At 36.8% G+C, this 24,850-nt stretch carries 22 protein-coding genes; 7 read left to right on the forward strand and 15 right to left on the reverse strand.

All coding sequences use genetic code 11. The annotated features are described in order from the left end of the window. Positions 1 to 3: 3 nt before the first annotated feature. The 12 genes from ftsA to mraZ form a co-directional block, all read right to left on the reverse strand. Positions 4 to 1,347 (reverse strand): cell division protein FtsA, encoded by a 1,344-nt coding sequence (gene ftsA / locus DFQ08_RS14140; RefSeq protein ID WP_114310689.1) that lies wholly within the window; start codon positions 1,345 to 1,347, stop codon positions 4 to 6. Between the two features lie 3 nt (positions 1,348 to 1,350). Further along, complete coding sequence (locus tag DFQ08_RS14145; RefSeq protein ID WP_114310690.1) at positions 1,351 to 2,073, reverse strand: cell division protein FtsQ/DivIB; 723 nt, start codon at positions 2,071 to 2,073, stop codon at positions 1,351 to 1,353. Next, on the reverse strand, positions 2,060 to 3,412 hold the full coding sequence (gene murC, locus DFQ08_RS14150) for a UDP-N-acetylmuramate--L-alanine ligase (RefSeq protein WP_114310691.1): 1,353 nt from the start codon (positions 3,410 to 3,412) through the stop codon (positions 2,060 to 2,062). Before murC ends, DFQ08_RS14145 begins: the two co-directional genes overlap by 14 nt. Next, complete coding sequence (gene murG, locus DFQ08_RS14155) at positions 3,412 to 4,515, reverse strand: undecaprenyldiphospho-muramoylpentapeptide beta-N-acetylglucosaminyltransferase (RefSeq protein WP_114310692.1); 1,104 nt, start codon at positions 4,513 to 4,515, stop codon at positions 3,412 to 3,414. The genes murC and murG overlap by 1 nt, the downstream gene beginning before the upstream one ends. Positions 4,516 to 4,529: 14 nt before the next feature. Then, positions 4,530 to 5,732, reverse strand: a complete 1,203-nt coding sequence (locus DFQ08_RS14160) for an FtsW/RodA/SpoVE family cell cycle protein (RefSeq protein ID WP_114310693.1) — start codon at positions 5,730 to 5,732, stop codon at positions 4,530 to 4,532. Positions 5,733 to 5,815: 83 nt separating this feature from the next. Continuing rightward, on the reverse strand, positions 5,816 to 7,147 hold the full coding sequence (murD, locus tag DFQ08_RS14165; protein ID WP_114310694.1) for a UDP-N-acetylmuramoyl-L-alanine--D-glutamate ligase: 1,332 nt from the start codon (positions 7,145 to 7,147) through the stop codon (positions 5,816 to 5,818). Then, entirely contained in the window at positions 7,147 to 8,388 is a 1,242-nt protein-coding gene (gene mraY / locus DFQ08_RS14170) for a phospho-N-acetylmuramoyl-pentapeptide-transferase (protein WP_114310695.1), read from the reverse strand. The genes murD and mraY overlap by 1 nt, the downstream gene beginning before the upstream one ends. Before the next feature lie 22 nt (positions 8,389 to 8,410). Continuing rightward, complete coding sequence (locus tag DFQ08_RS14175; RefSeq protein ID WP_114310696.1) at positions 8,411 to 9,874, reverse strand: UDP-N-acetylmuramoyl-L-alanyl-D-glutamate--2,6-diaminopimelate ligase; 1,464 nt, start codon at positions 9,872 to 9,874, stop codon at positions 8,411 to 8,413. Further along, positions 9,871 to 11,832, reverse strand: a complete 1,962-nt coding sequence (locus DFQ08_RS14180; RefSeq protein ID WP_114310697.1) for a penicillin-binding protein — start codon at positions 11,830 to 11,832, stop codon at positions 9,871 to 9,873. Before DFQ08_RS14180 ends, DFQ08_RS14175 begins: the two co-directional genes overlap by 4 nt. Before the next feature lie 57 nt (positions 11,833 to 11,889). Next, positions 11,890 to 12,210, reverse strand: coding sequence for an FtsL-like putative cell division protein (locus tag DFQ08_RS14185; protein ID WP_114310698.1), 321 nt, complete (start codon positions 12,208 to 12,210; stop codon positions 11,890 to 11,892). Further along, positions 12,207 to 13,103 (reverse strand): 16S rRNA (cytosine(1402)-N(4))-methyltransferase RsmH, encoded by an 897-nt coding sequence (gene rsmH, locus DFQ08_RS14190; RefSeq protein WP_114310699.1) that lies wholly within the window; start codon positions 13,101 to 13,103, stop codon positions 12,207 to 12,209. The genes DFQ08_RS14185 and rsmH overlap by 4 nt, the downstream gene beginning before the upstream one ends. Beyond that, positions 13,090 to 13,560, reverse strand: coding sequence for a division/cell wall cluster transcriptional repressor MraZ (gene mraZ / locus DFQ08_RS14195; protein WP_114310700.1), 471 nt, complete (start codon positions 13,558 to 13,560; stop codon positions 13,090 to 13,092). Before mraZ ends, rsmH begins: the two co-directional genes overlap by 14 nt. A 286-nt stretch (positions 13,561 to 13,846) precedes the next feature. On the opposite strand from mraZ, the gene DFQ08_RS14200 reads away from it, so the two are divergent. Then, positions 13,847 to 14,611, forward strand: a complete 765-nt coding sequence (locus DFQ08_RS14200) for an alpha/beta fold hydrolase (protein WP_114310701.1) — start codon at positions 13,847 to 13,849, stop codon at positions 14,609 to 14,611. Between the two features lie 105 nt (positions 14,612 to 14,716). Then, positions 14,717 to 15,331: a ribosome biogenesis GTP-binding protein YihA/YsxC gene (gene yihA / locus DFQ08_RS14205; RefSeq protein WP_114310702.1), complete on the forward strand. Its 615-nt coding sequence runs from the start codon at positions 14,717 to 14,719 to the stop codon at positions 15,329 to 15,331. Between the two features lie 324 nt (positions 15,332 to 15,655). Here the strand turns inward: yihA and DFQ08_RS14210 are convergent, their stop codons facing one another. Both DFQ08_RS14210 and DFQ08_RS14215 read right to left on the reverse strand, forming a co-directional pair. After that, positions 15,656 to 16,750: an ABC transporter permease gene (locus DFQ08_RS14210; RefSeq protein WP_114310703.1), complete on the reverse strand. Its 1,095-nt coding sequence runs from the start codon at positions 16,748 to 16,750 to the stop codon at positions 15,656 to 15,658. Between the two features lie 76 nt (positions 16,751 to 16,826). Then, positions 16,827 to 18,971: a carboxy terminal-processing peptidase gene (locus DFQ08_RS14215; RefSeq protein WP_114310704.1), complete on the reverse strand. Its 2,145-nt coding sequence runs from the start codon at positions 18,969 to 18,971 to the stop codon at positions 16,827 to 16,829. Between the two features lie 447 nt (positions 18,972 to 19,418). Here DFQ08_RS14215 and surE point away from each other — a divergent pair, with 447 nt between their 5' ends. From surE to DFQ08_RS14240, 5 genes are all read left to right on the forward strand, one after another. Then, the gene (gene surE / locus DFQ08_RS14220) at positions 19,419 to 20,192 is read left to right on the forward strand and encodes a 5'/3'-nucleotidase SurE (protein ID WP_114310705.1); all 774 of its coding nucleotides are present in this window, start codon (positions 19,419 to 19,421) and stop codon (positions 20,190 to 20,192) included. Between the two features lie 21 nt (positions 20,193 to 20,213). Continuing rightward, a complete protein-coding gene (locus DFQ08_RS14225) occupies positions 20,214 to 20,498 on the forward strand; it encodes a hypothetical protein (protein ID WP_114310706.1) in 285 nt (94 codons plus the stop codon). A gap of 1 nt (position 20,499) precedes the next feature. Then, on the forward strand, positions 20,500 to 21,612 hold the full coding sequence (lpxB, locus tag DFQ08_RS14230) for a lipid-A-disaccharide synthase (RefSeq protein WP_114310707.1): 1,113 nt from the start codon (positions 20,500 to 20,502) through the stop codon (positions 21,610 to 21,612). 17 nt (positions 21,613 to 21,629) lie between these two features. Next, the gene (locus DFQ08_RS14235; RefSeq protein ID WP_114310708.1) at positions 21,630 to 22,139 is read left to right on the forward strand and encodes a C40 family peptidase; all 510 of its coding nucleotides are present in this window, start codon (positions 21,630 to 21,632) and stop codon (positions 22,137 to 22,139) included. An 88-nt stretch (positions 22,140 to 22,227) separates the two neighbouring features. After that, positions 22,228 to 24,276: a ComEC/Rec2 family competence protein gene (locus tag DFQ08_RS14240; protein ID WP_114310709.1), complete on the forward strand. Its 2,049-nt coding sequence runs from the start codon at positions 22,228 to 22,230 to the stop codon at positions 24,274 to 24,276. Here DFQ08_RS14240 and DFQ08_RS14245 read toward each other — a convergent pair. Beyond that, positions 24,266 to 24,817 carry a thioredoxin family protein gene (locus DFQ08_RS14245; protein ID WP_114310710.1) on the reverse strand — a complete coding sequence of 184 codons (552 nt, stop codon included), beginning with the start codon at positions 24,815 to 24,817 and terminating at the stop codon, positions 24,266 to 24,268. The two genes, DFQ08_RS14240 and DFQ08_RS14245, sit on opposite strands and share 11 nt — an antisense overlap. Positions 24,818 to 24,850 lie beyond the last annotated feature (33 nt).

Consider the following 24,850-nt stretch of genomic DNA (forward strand, 5'->3'; position numbering starts at 1 on the left):
GTACTACTCTGTTTTATCTAAAAAATCTTTAACGCGTTCCGTTAATTTATCTAAAAATGAACGGCGTTCTTTTACGGGCTCGACTTCAACTTCTTCTTCTGGCATCGGTTCTACAAGTTCTGGCTCTGCCACAACTTCTTCTTCTACCACAACCTCTTCTTCAATAGCTTCGGCTTTTTTACGCTCTTGACGTTTTAAACCATCCATAACTAAACCTACAGCGGTTGCAAATAACGGACTCGCAATATCTTCATCACTACCACCAGCTAAATGCTCATTAGGATAACCGATACGCGTATCCATCCCTGTGATGTATTCTACTAATTGCTTTAAATGCTTTAGTTGTGCTCCACCACCGGTTAAGACAATCCCTCCAATCAGTTTTTTCTTCTGCTCTTCGTGACCGTAATTTTTTATTTCTACATACACCTGTTCTATAATCTCCACCACTCTGGCATGAATAATTTTAGACAAGTTTTTTAATGTTATTTCTTTTGGCTCACGTCCTCTTAACCCTGGAATGGAAACAATTTCGTTATCCTTATTTTCTCCTGGCCATGCAGATCCAAACTTCACTTTTAAAAGTTCTGCTTGCTTTTCTATAATAGAACAACCTTCTTTGATATCTTCAGTAATGACATTTCCACCAAATGGAATCACTGCTGTATGACGAATGATCCCGTCTTTAAAAACGGCCAAATCAGTCGTTCCACCTCCGATATCAATTAAAGCTACTCCAGCTTCCTTTTCTTCACGACTTAACACTGCATTAGCAGATGCTAAAGGTTCTAGTGTGATGCCCTCTAAATTTAAGCCTGCACTTTTTATGCAACGGCCTACGTTTCTTATAGAAGAGACTTGCCCTACAACCACATGAAAATTCGCTTCTAAACGACCGCCATACATCCCGATAGGTTCTGTAATTTCAGCCTGACCATCAATTTTATACTCTTGTGGCAAAACATGAATAATTTCTTCTCCAGGAAGCATTACCAATTTATGCACTTGATTAATTAAACGATCTATATCCTCTTCATCAATAACCACATCAGAATTCGGTCTGGTAATATAATCACTGTGTTGCAAACTACGGATATGCTGACCAGCAATGCCCACAGTAACATCTTCAATTTTTTCAGAGGCTGCTGCTTCTGCTTCTTGTACAGCTTGCTGTATAGACTGAATGGTTTGGGTGATGTTATTAACAACACCACGATGCACACCCATACTTTTAGCCCTACCTAAACCTAGAATCTCAACTTTATCGTACTCGTTTTTGCGACCAATCATGGCCACAATTTTTGTGGTTCCTATATCTAAACCTACTGAAATATTATGTTTGTCCATAGCTTACTTTTTGGTGCAAATAACTTGTTTATCAAATTTTAAATTCACGACATCATAGTGGTCTAAAATTTGGTCTTTAAACGCCTTCTGATAAAACGCTTTAAAATTGTTAATCTTTTTCTCGAGATTTTTTAAAGTTCCTAAATGAACTTTAAAATTACTTTTCCGAATTTTAAAATCGATAGTGTCATCCTCATTTTGATGGATTTCAATAACATGTTTTTTTAAGAAATCATCTTCGTCTGCAAATTTCGCAAATTGATAGACAGTTTCAAGCTTATTTTTCTTAATATTTCCGGTAACAAGTGGAACTCTTGCTGCATAGTTAACAGACAAAGGCATAAAGCCACCTTCATCATCAATATAATATGAGGCATTTGTATGAACTCTTGCTATTGGTTTTTTTTGTTCTACTTCCGCTGTAAGCCCGCCGTTTACTGACATAAACACTTCGGCCTGCTTTATCATTGGATTAGAATTTAGGGCAGTCTCTAAGGCATTCAAATCTATAACTTCTTTAGGCAGCTCTGCAACCGGTTCTTCATTAAGTATTAACAATTTACTAACATTTACTTCGGTGATAAACATCCTGTTAGCTCCCAAAAATGTGATTTTTGGATCCCCAACTTTACGCACCTTGTTTCTTTGGTTAGAAAAAGCGAATAAAAAGCTTACCAATACAAGTAACCCAATGACTTTTATGTAATTAAAATTAATTTTTGACATCAAAGGCTTCTTTTATACGTTTCACTTCTTGTCCTATATCTCCAGCACCAATAGTTAACACCACTTGGGCCTTAGATTTCTCAATTTCTTTAATAAGCGCTGCCTTTTCCACTAAAGCTTTACGCGGGTTTTCTATCTTATCTAAAAGCCACTGCGAGGTCACCCCTTCTATAGGCAATTCTCTTGCCGGATAGATGTCTAAAAGTAACAGTTCATCAAACTTAGAAAGGCTTTCTGCAAACGCATCGGCAAAATCTTTAGTTCTACTGAATAAATGCGGTTGAAAAATCGCTAATACCTTTTTATCAGGATACATTTCTCTTACCGCCTGATGCACAGCTTTAATTTCTTCAGGGTGATGAGCGTAATCGTCAATAAACACAAAATCCTCTGTCTTTATTTGATAGGTAAAGCGACGCTTCACACCTTTATAAGACGCTAAACCTTTTTTTAAGTCGTCATAACCACATCCATATTCAGCAGCCATCGCAATAGCGATAAGCGCATTAGATAAATTATGACGTCCCGGTAAATAAAACCTAAAATCGTGTTCTATACCTTTAGGCGTCTTAATATCGAAGACGTAACTTCCATTTTCTATCCTAACATTTTGCGCGCTGTAATCCGCTTCTTCTTCTACCCCATAGGTAATACCGTCTAATGGTAAACCTTGTTTTACAAACAATTTTCCGCCCGGCTTAAGACATTCTGAAAACGCCTTAAAACTTTCAACCAAAGCTTCCGCACTTCCATAGATATCCAAATGATCGGCATCCATAGACGTAATGCTAGCCAAGTTTGGCGATAAGGCTAAAAAGGAACGATCAAATTCATCAGCCTCAACGACGGTAACTTCAGTACCATTCAAGATTAAGTTAGAGTCGTAATTTTCACTTATACCGCCTAGAAAAGCCGTTACAGGACTATCACAAACGTTTAAGAGATGCCCTAAAATACTCGTCGTAGTGGTTTTACCATGCGTACCAGCTACAGCCAAACAAAAGGTTTGTTTTGTAATGGCACCTAAAATAGCAGAGCGCTTAAGAATGTTGAAATTGTTGGCTTTAAAATATTCTAATTCCGAATGACCTTTAGGAATTGCCGGTGTATACACTACTAAAGTTGATTCAGCTTCTAAAAATGAGGTTTCAATTTCTGAAACATCATCGTTAAAATGAATCACAGCTCCTAAATCTTGAAGCGCACGGGTAATCTCTGTTGGGGTTTTATCGTAACCGCCAACATGCTTACCATGGGCCACAAAATAGCGTGCAATGGCGCTCATACCGATGCCACCGATGCCAATAAAATAGACGCTATTTATACTTTCGAAATTCATTATTTATGCAACATTTTTTCAACCTCATCAACGATATCTCGTGTGGCGTTGACCAAGGCTAAAGCTTCAATATTTTTACTTAATTCTTCTCTTTTAGTTTTATCTGTGATTAGTGCTGAAAATTTCTTCTGAAAATCAGCTTCTAAATCTTTTTCTCGTATTAATATAGCCGCCTCTTTATCTGCAATAGATTTGGCATTTTTAGTTTGATGGTCTTCCGCAACATTAGGCGACGGAATAAAAATCACCGGTTTCCCTACAATACACAATTCTGAAACCGAAATAGCCCCTGCTCTTGAGATTATAATATCTGAAGCGGCATAAGCCAAATCCATTTGATTTAGAAAGGCATGCACTTGAATTGTTTTATTCGTATCGTATTTTTTATACTGCTCATAGTATAATTTACCACATTGCCAGATCACTTGGATGTTTTGAGCTTCAAAAAAATCAATATTCGCTTCTATAAGCTGATTAATTCGTCTTGCCCCTAAACTTCCTCCGAGCACCAATAACGTTTGTTGCTCTTTATTGAGTTTGAAAGCCGTTTGACCTTCAGCACGTTTATCCTTTACTTGCAACAAATCCTTACGAATAGGATTTCCTGTAAGCTTAATTTTCGCTTTTGGAAAAAAGCGCTCTAAACCATCATAAGCAACACAGATGGTATTCACTTTTTTAGACAACAACTTATTAGTGATGCCTGGGAACGAATTTTGTTCTTGAATTAAACTTGGGATCCCTTTAGAGGTTGCCACTTGCAACAAAGGTCCGCTAGCAAAACCACCGGTGCCCACAACAGCATCGGGCTTAAAGCTTTTTATAATTTTACGAGATCGCCATAAGCTGCTCATCAATTTAAACGGAAAAGCTAAATTCTTCAGGGTTAACTTTCGTTGAATTCCGGAAATCCACAAGCCTTCAATTTTATATCCTGCTTGAGGCACCTTATCCATTTCCATACGATCTGAAGCCCCAACAAAAAGGAATTCGGCATCAGGGTAACGCAACTTTAATTCATCTGCAATAGCCACTGCAGGATAAATATGCCCTCCTGTACCTCCTCCTGAGAGGATAAATTTGTATGTTTTAGTTTGCTTCAATCTCTACTTATTTTTTAAATCGTTTCGCTTAAAATAGATAGCGGATTATCGTCTGCTATTTCCTGTTCTTGTTCTCTTTCTTTTAGCACTTCGCGCTTAGCGCTAACACTTAGTATAATTCCGATGGATAAACAGGTCATCCAAATAGATGTTCCACCACTACTAATTAAGGGTAAAGTCTGACCTGTTACTGGAAACAACTCTACCGCAACGCCCATATTTAATAAGGCTTGAAATACGATAGGCAATCCTACAGCCAAGACCAATAATTTTCCGAAGATGGTATCCGATTTATGGCTTACCACAATAATTCTAAATAACAACCACATGTATAAGACCAAAAGAAAAACACCACCATATAAGCCGTACTCTTCAATAATAATGGCAAAAATAAAATCTGAAGACGACTGTGGTAAGAAGTTCTTCTGAATACTTTTCCCCGGTCCTAAAGGTGTAATCCCTGTAGCAATAGCAATTTTGGCTTTCTCTATTTGGTAATCCGCTTCGGTATCCTCTCCATTTGAAAAATTTTCCACACGACTAATCCAAGTATCCACACGGTTAGGCATGGCGCCTGGAAATGCTTTAGCCACTAAAATAAATATGGTTAAGGCCACAAGACCACTCAGCACCATTAAAGATAAATACTTAATAGGATACCCCCCTATAAACGACAGCATCATAATCATCGTAAATACAATTGCTGTGGTAGAGAAGTTCGCCGGAAGGATTAACATTAAGATTAAAAAAACCGGAGCCCAAAGCGGCAAAATAGTTTCTTTAAACTGAATCTCTTTATCCTTTATTTTAGACAGGTAACGCGCTACATACACCATTAAAACTACGGCTGCTAAAGTAGAAGTCTGAAAAGACATACCTACAATAGGGATTTGTATCCACCGACTGGCATTAGCACCTTCTATTGTAGTGCCTTGCAACATGGTTACCAATAAAAGCACAAACACAATAGGCACCATAATAATAGATAATCCTCTAAAATATTTATAAGGTACTTTGTGCACACCAAACATAATAACAAAGCCTAAAAACAAGTGCATAAAGTGTTTTATAAAAAACGAAAACGTACTAGAGTTCCCGCCATGGTAGGCCAAATTACTTGCCGCACTATAAACAGGCAAAAACGAGAATATAGCCAACAATGTGACTATAGCCCAAATGGCGCGATCTCCTTTTATTTGTTTAAATAGGTTTTGCATGCTCTTTTAATCTGTCCTGCAACTGCAGGTTATTCTATATTTTTTTTTAAGGTATACTTATCGTTCGGTATTCAACCAATGATTTATAAATTTCTTACTGCTTTTTTAAACTGACGTCCACGGTCTTCATAGCTCTCAAACAAATCGAAACTTGCGCAAGCTGGTGACAATAACACATTATCTCCTGCGCTTGCCAATTTATAAGCTAACTTAACGGCTTCCGTCATGGATTGGGTTTCAACAACCTGATCTACCATATTACTAAAGGTCTTAACCAACTTGGCATTATCCGCACCAAGACAGATAATCGCTTTTACTTTTTCGTTAATAAACGGAAACAACTCTCTATACTCATTCCCTTTATCTACACCTCCAACAATCCAAACCGTTGGTGCAGCCATGCTTTCTAATGCAAAATAAGTGGCATTAACATTAGTGGCTTTAGAATCGTTTATATACTGAACTTTATTAATTTTTAAGACACTCTCTAAACGGTGCTCTACCCCTTGAAAGTTCTCCAGACTATCACGGATGGTCTGTTTTCTTATCTTCAGTAAATGCGCAACAGTAGAAGCTGCCATCGCATTCTTCACGTTGTGTTTCCCTTCTAATGCTAAATTATTTGCTGGCATAATGATTTGGTTATTATCTATTGTTATTATTATCTCGTTTTGGCGTAAATACGCCCCCTGCTCCATCACTCTTGTTAAGGAAAAGGGTAATTTTTTAGATTGAATTTGATGCGCTTTTAAATACTCCGCGATGACCTCATCATCGGCATCATAAATAAAGTAATCGTCTTCAGTTTGATTTTCTACTACTCTAAATTTTGAAGCGATATAATTTTCAAATTTATAATCGTAGCGATCTAAATGATCGGGAGATATATTGGTTAAAACCGCAATCTTTGGTTTAAAACTTTTTATATCATCTAACTGAAAACTACTCACTTCTAAAACGTAGTTGTCATGATCTTCTTCAAGAACTTGCTTCGCAAAACTATCGCCAATATTCCCCGCTAAGCCTATATCTAATTCTTGTTTTAGAATATGATGCGTAAGACTTGCTGTGGTGGTCTTGCCGTTACTTCCTGTTATGGCCACCAAAGTAGCTGTTGTAAACATTGAAGCGAATTCAATTTCAGAAACCACTTGTATTCTTGCAGCGCGAATTTGTTTTACCAAAGCCACACGTTCTGGAATCCCAGGACTCTTCATAACGAGGTCTGCATTTAGAATTTTTGATTCTGTATGCTGTTCGTCTTCAAACTCAATCTCATTATTTAAAAGAACGTCTTTATATTTTTTTTTAATCTCTCCTTTATCGGAAACAAAAACACGGTATCCCTTCGTTTTTCCTAAAAGCGCTGTTCCTACACCACTTTCACCTCCACCAAGAATGACGAGCCTTTTCATTATCTAATTTTCAAGGTTACCATGGTTATAATTGCAAGCAAAATACCTACAATCCAAAACCGTGTTACAATCTTACTTTCATGATAACCCGATTTTTGATAATGGTGGTGCAATGGCGACATTTTAAAAATACGTCGGCCTTCACCATATTTCTTTCGTGTGTATTTAAAGTAACTCACTTGCAATACCACCGATAAATTCTCGGCTAAGAAAATTCCGCACAACACAGGGATTAACCACTCTTTACGGATGGCAATAGCGATAACAGCTATAATTCCACCGATAGTTAAACTTCCTGTATCTCCCATAAACACTTGAGCCGGATAGGTATTGTACCATAGAAAACCAATTAACGCCCCTACAAAGGCCGCGATGTAAATGGTAATTTCTTCCGCTCTTGGGATGTACATTATATCGAGGTAATCTGAAAACACAATATTACTAGACACCCAAGCAAAAATCCCTAAGGTAAGTACAATTATTGCGGAGGTTCCGGCGGCGAGTCCATCAATACCATCTGTAAGATTAGCACCGTTAGACACCGCTGTAATAATAAAAATACTAACCAAAATAAAAACCACCCATGCGTACTTCTCTAAGCTTGGACTAATCCATGTAATTAAATCTGAATAGTCAAATTCATTATCCTTTAAAAACGGAATCGTAGTCTTGGTTGACTTTTCTTCTGGCTTAAACAACTTAGCTCCTTGCACCCCAGGATTGGCTGCTCTTAACTCATTTTGTTGTTGTATTGGCAGTTTTTCTTTAATGGTAACATCATTATTAAAGAATAAAGTGGCCCCAACAATAATCCCTAGCCCCACTTGACCAAGAACTTTAAACTTTCCTTTTAAGCCTTCTTTATCATTTTTAAACTTCTTAATATAATCATCAAGAAAACCGATTGCTCCCATCCATAGGGTGGTTACAATTAACAGAATGATGTAAATATTTTCGAGCTTAGCCAACAAAAACACCGGTATCAATGTCGCAAGGATAATAATTACCCCTCCCATTGTTGGAGTTCCTGCTTTTTCTACCTGCCCTTCTAAACCAAGATCACGAATGGTTTCTCCCACCTGCTGTCTTTGTAAAAAGCCAATAATACGCTTCCCGTATATCGTAGAAATCAACAACGACAAAATCATAGCCACCGCTGCTCTAAAGGTTATAAACCCAAAAAGTGACGCTCCTGGCAATTGAAACTGTTGCTCTAAATATTCAAATAAGTAATACAGCATTCTTAGTGGTTGTTTTCGTTTTTTATTTCTCTAATTGTTTTAAATACGTTTGAACGATTTTATAATCGTCAAAATCAAAGCGCTCTCCTTTTATTTCTTGATAGGTTTCATGTCCTTTTCCTGCGATAAGAATAATATCCTTTTCACCTGCCATCTGACACGCTGTTTTTATAGCTTGTTTCCTATCGGTGATGGCTAATGTTTTATTAAAATTTTGGGCTTGTACTCCTTTTTCCATGTCTTCTATAATGGTTTCAGGCACCTCACTTCTTGGATTATCACTGGTTAAAATTACCTTCGTACTTAAAGCCGATGCGATATGGGCCATTTTAGGACGTTTGGTTTTATCCCGATCACCACCACAACCGACTACCGTAATAAGGGTTTCATTCTTAGTCCGGATATTATTGATGGTTTCTAATACATTTTTTAAAGCATCTGGCGTATGCGCATAATCAACTATAGCGGTAATTCGTCCTTCTGAAATAAAATATTGAAAACGTCCGGAAACATTTTCGAGCTCACTAATTAATCGTAATATTTCTTCTTTCTCTAGGCCTAATAATTCTGCAGTCCCATAAATCGCCAAAATATTATAAGCATTAAAACTTCCAATAAGACGCGTCCACAACTCGCTATCATTAACTTTTAGCAACAAGCCTCCAAATTCATTTTCTAAAATCTGCGCTCTATAATCGGCATAATTTTTTAAGGCATAAGTATATTTTTTAGCTTGGGTATTTTGCAACATCACCAAACCATTTTTATCATCGCTATTGGTCAACGCAAAAGCTTCACTTGGCAACTGATCGAAAAAGGTTTTTTTAACATCTCTATATTCCGCAAAAGTATCGTGATAATCTAAATGATCATGTGACAAGTTTGTAAATATGCCACCTTCAAACTTTAAACCTTCTGTTCTTTTTTGATGGATGCCATGAGAACTCACTTCCATAAAGCAAAATTCCACTCCGGCATCATTCATTAAGCTTAAATACTTATTAATAGTCAAGGAATCTGGTGTGGTATGTGTGGCTTTAAACTCTTGATCATCGACCATGATTTTCACGGTAGACAAAAGCCCCACTTTATACCCAGCCTTCTTAAAAAGTTGATATAACAAACTTGAAATGGTCGTTTTACCATTGGTTCCCGTTACTCCAACTAACTTTAGATTCTCTGAAGGATGCTCATAAAAATTGGCTGCCATATAAGCTAAAGCCTGATGCGAATTCCCAACTTCTATATATGCAATTCCGTTTTCAAGCGTCTCCGGAAGTGCTTCACAAACAATTGCTGTCGCCCCACTTTTAATCGCCTTATCAATATACTGATGTCCATCGGTTAGCGTTCCTGAGATTGCTACAAAAACATCGTTAGTTTCAACCTGTCGTGAATCAAACTCAATTTTATGCACAGGAATACCTGTACTCCCCACCACAGCATTGATTGTAACCTTATACAATATGTCTTTTAAAACTGTCATGATGCTTCTAATACTATAGTTTGATTGGTTTGTAATACCTCGTGCTTAACGACCGACTGCTTTTTAATAACACCACTCCCTGTTAATTTCACTTTTACATCCACATGTAAATTTTCTAACAAGGCAATAGCATCCATAGCCGGCATCCCAACAACACTCGGCATTAATTGTTTATATTTTCGTGAATTTTCATAATAACGCTCATAATCCTTACTCACTATCTGATCGTTAAAATCTAAGGTTTCCACCTCATCCACTATAGGCGTATCCGTATAAATCTTTTGTGCAATTCTTTTAAATACCGGTCCGGAAACATCCGCACCATAAAATCCAACTTTCGTACTTGGTTGATGCACCACAACGATACACGAGTACTTAGGATTCTCAGCCGGAAAATATCCTGCAAATGACGACACGTACTTTCTGTTTTTACGCCATTCTTCATAATTTGCATAATCCGTTCTGGCGGTTCCGGTCTTACCTGCCATTGAAAAGGTTTCAGAATACATTCGTTTTCCTGTTCCCTTAATAACAACATTCTTTAACATGTCTTGCACCTCCGCTAAGGTTTTATCAGAACATATTTTATCGACTAAAACTTCCTTTTCAAAAACTTCAATATTCTTATCAAAAGATTTTACCGCCTTTAAAAATCTAGGCTTTATTAACTCCCCATCATTAGCAATAGCATTGTAAAATGCCAAGGTTTGTAATGGCGTCATTCTAAGGTTATAACCATAAGCCATAGAAGGTAAAGCATTTCTACTCCAGTTAAAAGCTCCTGGTTTTGGAATATCAGGTTTTCCTTCTCCTATAATAGCCACACCCAAAGTCTTATCGAGTCGCCAAGAACTTAAGCGATCTAAAAACTTTTCGGGTTGCTTCGCATAATGATCATCTATAATAGTTGCCATCCCAATATTTGAAGACACCTCTAAAGCTCGTGCTGCAGAGATTTTACCATAACCACTACCCGAATCGGTAATTACACGTCCGTAAAAACTTTTTCGTCCTTTCTTAGTATCTACTACTGTAGCGGTATCAATAACCCGATCTTCCAAAGCCGCCATCATAGCCATGACTTTAAATGTTGAGCCCGGCTCATGACTTTCTCCAACCGCATAATTTAAGCGCTCGTAATAATTTCCTTTTTTGTTTCTTCCAAGATTAGAAATCGCTTTAATCTCTCCTGTTTTCACATCCATAACAACCACACAACCGTGATCTGCCTGATAATACTCTAGCTGTTTCAACAAGGAATGATGGGCGATATCTTGAATATTAACATCTATAGTGGTATAAACATCATAACCATCTTGAGGCTCTACCTGATCGAAATCAGCAATAGGCTTCCACTGCCCATTTCCAATTTTCTGCTTTAATCGTTTCCCATTTTTACCTTGAAGGTATTTCACTCCAAAAGCACCATCAATTCCTGGTCTTGTATAATTTCCGTTTTCATCTTGACGTTCATACCCAATGGTACGCTCTGCTATTCCACCCATAGGGTGCTCACGTCGCGTGGTTTGCTCTACAATTAATCCCCCTTTAATTGCCCCAAGGTTTAGCAAAGGAAAATTACGGATTCGGATATAGTCTGAATAGCTAATATTCCGCGCCAATAAGAAATACCGATTCTTATTTTTTCGAGCTTTTCGAATTATATTTTTATAATAGGAAACCGGCTTTTTCTGATAATAAGCATGAAGCGAATCTGCCAAAGCACCGATATACTTTTCAAAGGTCACATCTTTAGCTTGGACGGCATCAATTCTTATATCATATTTAGGAATTGAAGTGGCCAACAAACTACCATCTGCAGAATACACATTACCACGATTAGCAGGAATATCGAAATTTTCTAAGGTTCGCTTTTCCGCTAGTGCTCTATACGCATCACCCTGAATAAACTGTATGCTCACCAATTTAAACACAACAGCCAAGGCGAATACAAACATGCAGCCTGTGACGAAGTACAATCTGTGTAATATGTTTTTTTCTGTGATTGCCAAAGTTTATTCTTGTTGTGATTTTACTATAATTTTAGTTGGTGGATTTAAGGATATCCCAATTCCTTTTTTCTTCATTTCAGCCTCTACAAAAGACTCTTTTTTAAGCTGCATTAACTTCCCTCGTTTATCTACAAAAGCAGAACGCAACTCTTTTACTTCATTTGTTAACCTTGCAATCTCGTACACTTTTTGATCCGCACTATGCGAACTTGCAATCATAATAATTGCTAAAACGGAAATAAAAATGATGATACGCCAATTTTTAAACGAATCATCACTGACCAGAAACTTCCCTTTTAATATGCCGTAGACGCCTTTCATCATATTTTTTTAGCAATCCTTAGCTTTGCACTTCTTGCTCTATTATTCACTTTTATTTCTTCTCTAGACGGGACAATTAAGCGTCCCACTTTTTTTAAGGGCACTTCAAAATTACCAAACACATCGCGCTCCGGTTCGCCTTCAAACAAACCATTTCTTATAAAACGCTTTACCAAACGATCTTCTAAAGAGTGGTAAGAGATAAAACTTAAACGCCCGTCTGTCTTTAAGACTTCTGGCATTTGAAGCAATAACGCTTTTAAAACTTCAATTTCTTGATTCACCTCAATACGAATGGCCTGATAAATTTGCGCCAAGACCTTATTCTCTTTTTGGTGATTTAAAAACGACTTTAACACCGCCTTTAACTGTTCGCTTGTTTTTATTTCAGCCTCCTTTCGTGCTTCAACAATAACTCTTGCCATTGCCGGAGCCTGCCTTAACTCGCCATACTGAAACAAAACAGCTCTTATTTGCTCTTCGTCATAATTATTAATAACCTCATAAGCAGACAATTTACTGTCTTGATTCATTCGCATGTCTAAATCAGCTTCAAAACGGGTTGAAAATCCACGCTCCGCCACATCAAACTGATGCGAAGAGACGCCAAAATCAGCCAAGACACCATCCACTTCTTTAACACCATAAAATCTTAAGAAGCGCTTAATGAATCTGAAATTTTCATTAATTAACACAAACCGCTCATCATCGATAGCATTCTCTAAAGCATCTTTATCTTGATCGAAGGCGTATAATTTCCCTTGAGGACCTAATCTTGATAAGATTTCACGACTATGACCTCCACCTCCAAAAGTGACATCTACATAAACACCATCTGGTTTAATTGCTAAACCATCTACTGTTTCCTTAAGTAATACTGCATTATGATAATCCATCGACGTCTTCATCTTGCCCCATGACTTCCTCGGCCAAATCAGCAAAATCTGAAGCCGCGTCATCAATAGCTTGTTCGTATTTATTTTTATCCCAAATCTCAAGAATATTTACAGCAGATGCCAAAACCACTTCTTTTGTAATGCCCGAAAAACCAATAAGATCCTTCGGAATTAACAAGCGACCAGCGCTATCTACCTCAACCATTTTAACTCCAGCCGTAAAGCGTCTGATAAAATCGTTATTCTTTTTTTTAAAGCGGTTTAGCTTATTCAGCTTCTCCATCATTTTATTCCATTCAGACATCGGATACAATTCTAAGCATGGCTGAAAAACAGCGCGCTTTAAAACAAAACCATCTTGCAACGCTGATGAAAGCTGCTTTTTAAGTACAGCGGGTATCATCAACCTTCCTTTGGCATCTGCTTTACATTCGTATGTCCCTATAAATGAATTCAAAAGATATTCTTAACTACTTTAACGATTCAAATTCAAAGATATTGAAAAAAACACCACTTTTTACCACATCTTACCACATTTGTTGATAAGTTTTACCACTGAGGGGTCTAAAATTCGTTCAATGTCAATAAATTCGTCTTGCGAGCAGATATTAATTTAGTGGGAATTATTAACACCGAATTAGAAACTAGCCTTTAGTAAAAAAACACTGATATTTTATACAGATTATATATATTCTAAAGGATTTAGTTATATTTGTTTTTAACACATAAGTACGAATTTGCACATGGCACACCTTTTAAAAAAAGAAAAGGAATTTAGATATATTGAAGTAGGCGAAGGCAAACCAATTATAGTGTTGCATGGTTTGATGGGTGGGCTTAGCAATTTTGATGGCGTTACCAAATACTTTAGTTCTAAGGGTTACAAGGTTATCATCCCAGAACTACCTATTTACAGTATGTCATTGTTAAAAACCAACGTAAAAAGCTTTGCAAATTACCTCAAAGACTTTATTGAATATAAAGGCTTAGACGAGGTTATTTTGTTAGGCAACTCTTTGGGCGGGCACATTGGCCTGTACCATACCAAACTATACCCTTCAAAAATTAAAGCCCTTATCATTACGGGGAGCTCTGGCTTGTACGAAAGTGCAATGGGCGGAGGTTATACCAAGAGAAGTGACTACGAGGTTATGAAGAAAAAAGCACAAGAAGTGTTTTATGACCCTGAAGTAGCCACTAAAGAAATTGTAGACGAAGTTTACGAAACAGTAAACGACCGTAATAAACTTATTAAGACTTTAGCAATTGCCAAAAGTGCCATAAGGCATAATATGGCTAAAGATTTACCTAACATGACTACACCTGTGTGTATCATTTGGGGGAAAAACGACAATGTAACGCCTCCTGAAGTTGCGGAAGAATTTCATGAGCTTTTGCCGGATTCTGAATTATATTGGATTGACAAATGTGGGCATGCCGCCATGATGGAGCATCCAGAAGAATTCAATAAAATCTTAATACAATGGCTAGAGAAACGCGGTTTTTAAGTGTTTAGCAACCCCAATTCTAAAAACGAGATTACTTCTCTAAAACAAGGTGCAAGATCCTTAACGTTTAATTAAAAACAGATCCTACTTTTATAGGAACTTAAGATGAAAATAAAATCAGCCGAATTTGTAGTTAGTAATTCTGAAGTGGCAAAATGTCCTAAAAACAACATGCCCGAATATGCTTTTATAGGCCGAAGTAATGTGGGAAAATCTTCATTGATTAACATGCTTACCGACCGCAAAAGTCTAGCAAAAACTTCAGGACGACCAGGAAAAACGCAACTGATTAATCATTTTGCTATTAATGACACGTGGTATTTAGTAGATTTACCAGGATATGGGTATGCACGAGTTTCAAAAACTTCAAAGAAAAAATTTCAAAGCTTTATTACCAATTATTTTGAACAACGACAGCAGCTCGTTTCTGCTTTTGTTTTAGTAGATATTAGGCATAAACCTCAACCTATAGATTTAGAGTTTATGCAATATTTAGGCGAAAGTGAAATTCCGTTTGGTATAATTTTTACTAAAGCAGACAAATTAAAGCCTAAGGCTATAGAACGCCATGTAGAGGACTACTGTCAAGAACTTTTAAAATTCTGGGAAGAACTCCCTCCTTATTTTGTAACCTCTTCTTCTAAGAGTATTGGCAAGGATGACGTTTTAGATTTTATCAGTGCTACTAACGATGAAATTGAACAACTTCGCGGCGCCTAAATGCTGCCTAAAACCATTGACTTACAAAAAGGATTATCACGAAGTAATACTTTATTAAAGACTCCTCAGCGGAAGCTGTAATAAGACGCTCTAGTATTGCAATCCTCTAAACCTGCAAGGAAGCTCTTTTTTTATTACAACCCTATTAGCGTTGATCGGTAGAATCTCTAAGTGAATTGACACGTCCTCATCCACATCGCTGCTATAAGGATTATTAGCATCACTAAAAGTATTGCCGTAAAATAAGGTATAATAAACAGGTGAATCTTCGTTTAAAACAGCCTTAGAAACAGAAGAAGCAGACCGATTAGAAACATAAAATCTCTAGGTCTTCACATCCAAAGCATCTCGTAAAGCATTACCCACTAACATAAATGCCATAACGAGCAGCATGATACAAAATCCTGGTATTAAGGCTAAATACGGTTTACCTAAAATAATATAATTGTAATGGTCTTTTATCATAGCTCCCCAACTGGCCATTGGCGGTTGCGCGCCAATCCCCAAAAAACTCAATCCGCTTTCTATTAAAATCGCTGCTGCAAAATTAGCGGCAGAAATGACGATTAAAGGTCCAAAAATATTAGGCAGTATATGTTTTGTGATAATTCTGTAATCATTATATCCTAAAGCTCTTGCTGCTGTAACATATTGCATTTCTTTGGCGCTGATCATTTGTCCGCGCACCACTCTCGCCACTTCTACCCACATGGTTAACCCTACGGCAATAAAAACCTGCCAAAAGCCTTTTCCTAAAGCCAAAGTAATGGCGATAACTAATAATAAGGTAGGGATTGACCAGGTAATATTTATAATCCACATAATTAGGGCATCAATCTTCCCTCCGTAATAGCCTGCTAAACTCCCCATAATAAGTCCGACAAAAAGCGAAATAAAGACCGCCACAAATCCAATAAAAAATGAAATTCGAGATCCGATTAAAATCCGGCTCAAATAATCCCTTCCATACTTATCCGTACCGAAGCGAAACGTTCTATGGTTTATAAAAGGTTTATAATCTGAATTTGGAAAACGCGACAAGGCAATTTCTTTTTGCTCCCCCACTAAGCCATCGGAAGCGTAAGCCGTATAATGCAAAACATCTTGCTCTACCCGATAAGATGAAATAGGAATTTCGCTACTTGTATTGTGTTCGCCAAAGAACTGTTTAGACCACCAGTTCTGATTAGAATTTATCCCGGAAGGAATGGTTAACATATCTACCGAAAATCCTGGAGTTTTAGAATGAATAGACAGGTGCATCTGATTGGCATTCTCTGAATGATCTGGCGCCACAATATAAGCTCCTATAGACAGTAAGCCTATACAGATAATAATAAGCAAACTAAAAACGCCCCAAAAGTTCTTTTTGAACTTTTGAAGCGCTAAGCTTGTTAATGAATTATTTTTTTTAGCCATTCAGCATATCAATTAGGAACACATTAAACCTTTAACACTTGCGGTATAGGCAAAAGTTACTCCTTTTTACAATTCTTTAATTCTTTACTGAGTTTGCCATACTTCCTTCAAGACCATGAACTGCTTTTATATCGCTAAGCACGTTAATTGCCTCTTCAACATAAACATCTTTAGATAAACTTTTATGCCATCTGTTACGTTTTTCCATAAGTACAGAATCATTATCCATCAATTTCAATTCGTACGGTAATGACGTAAAGGTTAAATCGGTTTGGTATTCCGAAAGTTTAGAAAAACGTTTCGCCTCTTCCTCATTAATTTCCATTTCCTTTTTATAGGTTTCGTAATTTAAAGAATAAGCCTCACGGTCTCTAATTTTCTTTACCCACTGTGCATTCGCATCAATAAGTTTTAATTGTTCATTACTTGCCATTCTTGCTTTACTCTTTGCTACGGTCGTGTCGTAATCAAAATAATCAGTCCACACCTCATAATCGGCAGCATCAATCTTATCCCATGGTAAAGGGTTTTCCTGATCTTTTTCTCCGATATCAATATAGCTATAACGGTCTGGCACCACAACATCACTCTTCACACCTTCCAATTGGGTAGAGCCGCCATTAATTCTATAAAACTTTTGAGTGGTAAACTTTAAAGCTCCCATATCTCCAGCAGTATTGTTTTTCACCATACGGTTAAGATCCATAACAGTTTGGACAGTTCCCTTACCGTAGGTTTGCTTGCTTCCAATTACAATACCTCTTTTATAATCTTGCATGGCTGCAGCTAAAATTTCAGATGCTGAAGCCGACAATTCATTCACTAATATCACTAAAGGACCATCCCAAAGAATTGACTTGTCCTTATCTTTTAAAACTTCTTTAGCCTCTCCTGTTGTTTTTACCTGAACTACAGGGCCTTCTTCAATAAATAAACCTGCAATATCCACAACGGTTTGTAGTGATCCACCACCGTTATTTCTTAAATCCATAACAAGCCCCTCAACACCTTCTTTCTTTAGACGAATAATTTCTTGTTTAATATCTGAAGCGGCATTACGCTCATTATAATCTTCAAAACTAATATAGAACTTTGGCAAGTTGATAATTCCGAAGGTTTTCCCTTCTTTTTCAACAATTGAAGACTTTGCGTAAGTCTCTTCTAACTCAACTACATCTCTTTTAATATCAATATCCTTTACCGTTCCATCTACCTTTTTTAAAGTTAACGTCACAACAGTACCTTTAGGTCCTTTTATAAACTTAATAGCATCATCTAAACGCATGCCAACCACATTGACCGCTTCTTTTTCATCTTCTTGCTTCACTTTTAAGATCTGATCACCAACTTCTAATTCGTCCGCTCTCCAAGCTGGTCCACCGCTAATAATCTCATTCACCATAATACCATCAACCTTCTTTTGTAAACGTGCGCCAATACCTTCAAATTTTCCAGAGATATCTCTATCAAAACGCTCTTTATCTTCAGGTGCAAAATAAAAAGTATGCGGATCAAATTCTTCTACTATGGCATTGATATAAACTGCAAACCAATCATTACGACGTCTATCATCAATATAATCATACAACTCGTCTAATGATTTTTTAGTAGACAATCTGGCTTCTGCTTCAAGTTCTTTTACAGACTTTTTCGTTACCGTACTTTCATTTTCATCAGCATCTGCATCTAAATTTTGTTGCGCCAATGCATCATCGTAATTCGCAATGGTTGAAAATTTCAATTGCTTTCTCCAACGCTCTTTCATTTCACGCTTACTCGTGACATAAGTGAGTTTTTTGTAATCAGCGTTGTAGGTTTCGTTCTTAGAAAAATCAAAAGGCTTCTCTAAAAGACCTTTATAAATTTCCTTAGATTCCGCAATACGTTGTAGTAAACGCTCGTGTGTTAGGTTAAAAAACGAAACATCATAGGCTTTGATCTGATCATCAATTTGATTTCTATAGGCTTCAAATTCTTTTATATCAGACTCATAAAAATAACGCTTAAACGGATCGAGGTTATTTAAATAATCATCAAACACTTCAGATGAAAACTTATCATTAATCTCTTTTGGCTCAAAATGCCCTTGATCGAGTAGGTAAGTGATTAATTGAATTAATAATCGATCCTTATCTGGATCTTCAAATTTCTTACTTGTAAAACTGCATGAGGCTACGGCGATAAGCAATGCCAGCAATAAAAATTTATATTTCCCTTTCATTTTTCTTTTTGCTTTGTTTATGGTCTATTAAAGGTAAATTGGGTTTGCCTAACTCCCATTTCTTATTTTATATATACGAAGAACAGGTCTTGAATACGACTTAAAATGTCTTTACAGAATGAAGTAGGCTAACAATTTTTCACTAAAATAGCTGAAAAAACCATGCCATAAAAAATCGAGACCCTATTTTTTTGTTAAAGCTAATATTATAGCGCTTGTATTTCATAATTAGCATTGTAATTGCTTTTTTTTAGGTTTTACTTAACAGTGAAATTGAATTTACAAGGCTAAAATCTGCAGCTTTCAATTTTTCAATCTTAAACCTAAAGCCTTACACAACTCCGTAAGATTACACACGCATTATCTAGAACTAAACAAGCCGACCTATTCGCTACGAAAGGCCGCCTTTTTTATTACTTTTACAATTCATTTAAAATTAGTCTAGAGATGTCTAAACGCCCTTTAATTTTAGTTACCAATGATGATGGTATTACAGCGCCTGGTGTACGAACTTTAATTTCTGTTATGAAAGAACTCGGTGATGTTGTTGTGGTAGCACCAGACAGTCCGCAAAGTGCCACCGGACATGCCATTACCATCAATTCTACCTTACACATGGAAAAAGTAACTATTGATGGAGCTCAACCTGAATACAGTTGCTCAGGAACGCCGGTAGACTGTGTAAAATTAGCGGTTAATGAAATTTTAGACCGACGTCCGGATATTTGTGTTTCAGGGATTAACCATGGCTCTAACTCCTCTATCAACGTCATTTATTCTGGAACAATGAGTGCTGCTGTAGAAGCCGGTATTGAGGGGATCCCTGCCATTGGCTTTTCGTTATTAGACTACAATTGGGATGCCGATTTTGAACCTAGCAAATCTTTCGTAAAAAGCATCACCGAACAAGTCTTACAACACGGCTTACCTGAGGGTGTGGTTTTAAATGTGAATTTACCTAAATTGAGCAGCGAGGCTATAAAGGGTATTAAAGTATGCCGACAAGCCCGTGCCAATTGGAAAGAAGAATTTGACAAGCGCACCAACCCGATGGGACGTGAATATTATTGGCTTACTGGTAAATTTGTTAATATGGACAAGGGAGAAGACACCGATGAATGGGCTCTTGAAAATGGCTATGTTTCTGTTGTACCGGTTCAGTTTGATTTGACGGCACATCACGCCATTCAGCATTTAAATTCATGGTCCTTAAACAAATAAAAAAGCTCAAGTAAAAGATATATGAAAAAAGAAATATTAATTGGATTTTTAATTGGCGTTGTAGCCTCAGTATTTGGATTTATTTTCGGGATTCAGATCTTTGGAAATTCAAGTGATTGGGGGCTTGTGGTTGAACGCTCTATTAATCAAGGTTTTTTTACAAAACTGATGAGTATCGGTGCCGCATTAAATTTAGGCGTCTTTTTTCTATTTTTAAAGAAGAATAAAGACCAAAGGGCCAAAGGGGTTTTAATCTCTACAATTTTAATGTTAATTATTACGATGGCTATTAAATTTCTAAATTAGTATGAAATACTATATTATCGTTGGTGAAGCCTCTGGCGACTTACACGGCTCTAATCTTATGAAAGCCTTGCTAAAAAAAGACCCGCAAGCCGATATAAGATTTTGGGGAGGTGACCTTATGCAAAATGTTGGTGGCACCTTAGTAAAACACTATAAGGAACGCCAATTTATGGGATTTGCTGAAGTTATTTTTAACCTCAGAAAAATCCTAGGACTCATTACGTTTTGCAAAAGCGATATAGAAGCTTTCAACCCTGATGTCATCATCTTTATAGATAATTCTGGTTTTAACCTCAGAATTGCAAAATGGGCGAAAACCCAGAATTTCAAAACACACTATTACATCTCGCCTCAAGTTTGGGCTTCTAGAGCTAGTAGAGTTGAAAACATTAAACGCGATGTTGATGCTATGTACTGTATTCTTCCTTTTGAAAAGGATTTCTACAGCACCTACAATTATGACGTCAACTTTGTAGGCCACCCACTAATTGATGCCATTGCAGATCGGCCTCAAGTTAATGAAGCCGTGTTTAGAAAAGAAAATAAACTTAGCGAACTTCCTATCATTGCCTTATTACCCGGAAGCCGTAAACAAGAAATCACTAAGATGTTAGGGGTAATGCTCAGTTTAGTGGAGGACTTTAAAACCTATCAGTTTGTTATTGCTGGGGCACCAAGTCAGGACTACGACTTCTATAAACCCTTTATCAAATCAGAGAACATTAAATTCATCCCTAATAAAACCTACGACCTCTTAAGTATTTCTTATGCGGCCTTAGTCACTTCTGGGACGGCCACTTTAGAAACGGCCTTATTTAAAGTTCCTCAGGTGGTTTGTTATAAAGCCAATGCTATTTCTTATCAGATTGCGAAGCGGATTATTACTTTAAAATACATTTCCTTGGTCAATCTTATTATGGACCGCGAAGTTGTGACTGAATTAATTCAAGGCGATTTAAATAAAAAACGCTTGAAAAAAGAATTATTAGCTATTTTAGATTCTGAAAAACGCGACCAGATGTTTTTAGATTATTATGAGCTAGAACAAATATTAGGAGGACAAGGCGCTAGTGCTAAAGCTGCCGAACTTATTGTTTCTTCTATAAAATCTTAACGATCCCAATCTTTTCTATGAGAACCTTAATACCATTTTTTGTACTTCTATTATTTGCAAGCAGTTGCAAGTCTAAAAAAACCAACTCAAAACACTCGAGAAACACCCCTAGTGTTAATGTTAACACCACTGCTAAACCTACTGCTGAAGCTAAAAGCATTGTAAAATATGCCCAATCTTTTGAAGGTACGCGTTACAAATATGGAGGAACAACAAAAAAAGGTATGGATTGCTCGGGGTTAATTTACACCAGCTACAAAAAACATGATATTAGTCTCCCAAGAACCACTTCTGGGCTGAAAAGTTATGGGGACTGGGTTGATGTTAAAGAGGTCAATGTAGGTGATTTGGTATTTTTTGCGACCAGTAAAAACAGCCGAAAGGTTAACCACGTTGGTATAGTGACGAATGTAAGAACTGGAAATGTAGAATTTATACACGCTTCTACCAGTAGAGGGGTGATGATTTCTTCATTAGCCGATAGGTATTGGTACTTTGCTTTTGTACAAGCCCGCCGAGTTTTATAGGATCTCTTTAACACTTATTTCAGCACAAACTCCGATAACAAAAACTGCAAAAACATTATAACTTAAAGATTTTTAGTAACTTAGAAATATGAAGTTACTAAATTTTATTGTCATAAAACTAACACTCTGTTTAGTTACTGGAATTCTAGTAGCGCATTATTTCACGTTAGATACGAACCTTATTATTTACATATCTATAGGCTTAACCCTTAGCCTTTTGGTTTACAACTTTCTCATTTCAAAGCTTATTTATAGCCCCATAACCTTTGGGATCCTTAGCTATTGCTGTATGTTGAGTTTAGGAATGACAAGCTATCACATTCAAGATGAAAAACGTCATCCTTCACACTATAGTCATTTAGAACTATCGGACTCCCCAGAAACGCTGATTTTTCAAATTAAAGCCCGTTTAAAACCTGACCGCTATAACGACAAATATATTGTAAGCTTAAAATCCGTAAACACGCATAAGGTTACAGGCCAACTTCTTCTCAACATACGTCGAGACACCCTTATAAAACCCATAAACGTTGATGACGTATTTGCAACCCAAGCAAGATTGCAAAACACAGCAAGCCCTAAGAATCCCTATCAATTTGATTACGGTAAATATTTAGCTTTTCAACATGTACATCATCAAATCTATGTACAAACATCTGAACTTTTACCACTTTATAACAGCAAACGCACCTTATATGGTTATGCGGATGCCTTGAGAGTGCACATAAATTCTAAACTTGTCACGGCAGGTTTTAAGGATGATGTTTTAAGTATTATGAATGCTCTGCTATTAGGGCAACGTCAGAATATTGATAAAACACTTTACAATAGTTATGTCAATTCTGGAACCATCCATATCCTAGCGGTATCAGGCTTACATATAGGGATTCTACTTTACCTTCTTAATTTTTTATTTAGCCCCTTACTCTTTCTTAAATACGGCCATTTTATAAGACCTTTTCTGTTAATTCTAATCCTGTGGTCCTTCGCCATTATTGCGGGCTTAAGCCCCTCCGTAACACGTGCTGTCACCATGTTTAGTGTAATTAGCATCGCCATGCATCTTAAACGCCGCACCAATATTTACAATACCCTTGTGACTTCGGCATTTTTTACCCTTCTCTTTCAACCGAATTTTCTATTTGCTGTAGGTTTTCAAATGAGTTATTTGGCCGTATTAGGGATTGTTACCCTACAACCTAAACTCTATGCCCTTTGGATTCCAAAATTCTATATTCCTCGTAAATTATGGGAAATTATAACCGTTACTATAGCTGCTCAACTCGGTGTTTTACCAATTAGTTTGTTTTATTTTCATCAATTTCCAGGCTTGTTCTTTATTTCTAACCTAGTAGTAATTCCATTTTTAGGCCTAATACTTGGTTTAGGTATATTCATTATTGCCTTAGCCCTTATAAATCTTTTAATTGAAGAAATAGTCATCACTTACAGTTTCGTCATTGATAGTTTAAATTCATTTATCGCATGGGTTGCGCAATTTGAAAGTTTTCTACTGAAAGATATTTCATTTTCTTTATTCCAATTGGTGTGGTGTTACGCTTTATTGGTTAGCATAACTCAAGCCCTAAGAACCTATCGTTACAAATGGGTAGTCCTTAGTTTGATTCTCGTTATTGGTGGGCAATCAAAGGCGCTTTATCAAACCCTACAATCCCCTACTGAATCCTTTATCATTTTTAATCAAAGTCGGCATACGGTGATTGGCAACCATAAGGATCAGACCTTGGCGGTCTATCATAATTTAGAACCCGACCAACAGCGCAATCATACAACAATTCGAAATTATAAAGTAGGTGAAGGTATTAAAGACGTCACCTTTCATAAGCTTCAACCCGTTTATCAATACAATGATAAAACCTTACTTGTTATTGACAGTCTAGGAGTTTATAACAAGCTCTCATTCGCGCCTGATTATATTGTGTTACGAGATTCGCCACGACTGAACTTAAACCGACTTATAGACCAATTAAATCCTAAACTAATTATAGCAGACGCTAGCAACTACAAGACTTATGTAGAACGATGGAAACTTACGTGTAGGCATAAAAAAATCCCTTTCCATTATACCAATGAAAAGGGAGCCTTTATTATAAATAGCGCTGCTATTATTCCTTAAACTTAGGTTCAAAAGCCTTATAATAGGCATTAAACTGTTCTTGAGAGGTCATTTCCTTATGCTTATCGCTCTTAAATAGCTTTAAATACAATTCTAATTGTTGTGGCTTTAAATACCCCGAAATCGGAGAAATAAATCCACCTTCTTCATCAAAAAACACCATTGTAGGATAGGCTTGAATTTGTAAAAAACGAGAAAATTCGTGAGCACTATTACGTCGGTTTGCTTTTTGTGGGTCGTAACTTGGGTTTTCGAAAACCTGACCTTTATAGGTTAACTTAGAATTCCCTTCAGCATTAAACTTTACAGCATAATAATGTTCGTTAATATAAGCTGCCACATCTGGATTTTGAAAGGTATTTTTATCTAGCATTTTACAAGGACCACACCAATTGGTATAGACGTCCATAATAATTTTTTTGGGTTGTTCTTTTTGAAGCTCTAAAGCTTCATCTAAAGTGACCCAATCGATTTCTTGTGCGATTGCTGTAAACGATAATGTAAAAACAGCAAGGAGTGTTAAGGATATATTTTTTATCATGTTATATGTGTTGCAAAATTTGATCCGAACTTA

It is taken from the genome of Winogradskyella arenosi (assembly GCF_003337305.1).
Taxonomy (GTDB): domain Bacteria; phylum Bacteroidota; class Bacteroidia; order Flavobacteriales; family Flavobacteriaceae; genus Winogradskyella; species Winogradskyella arenosi.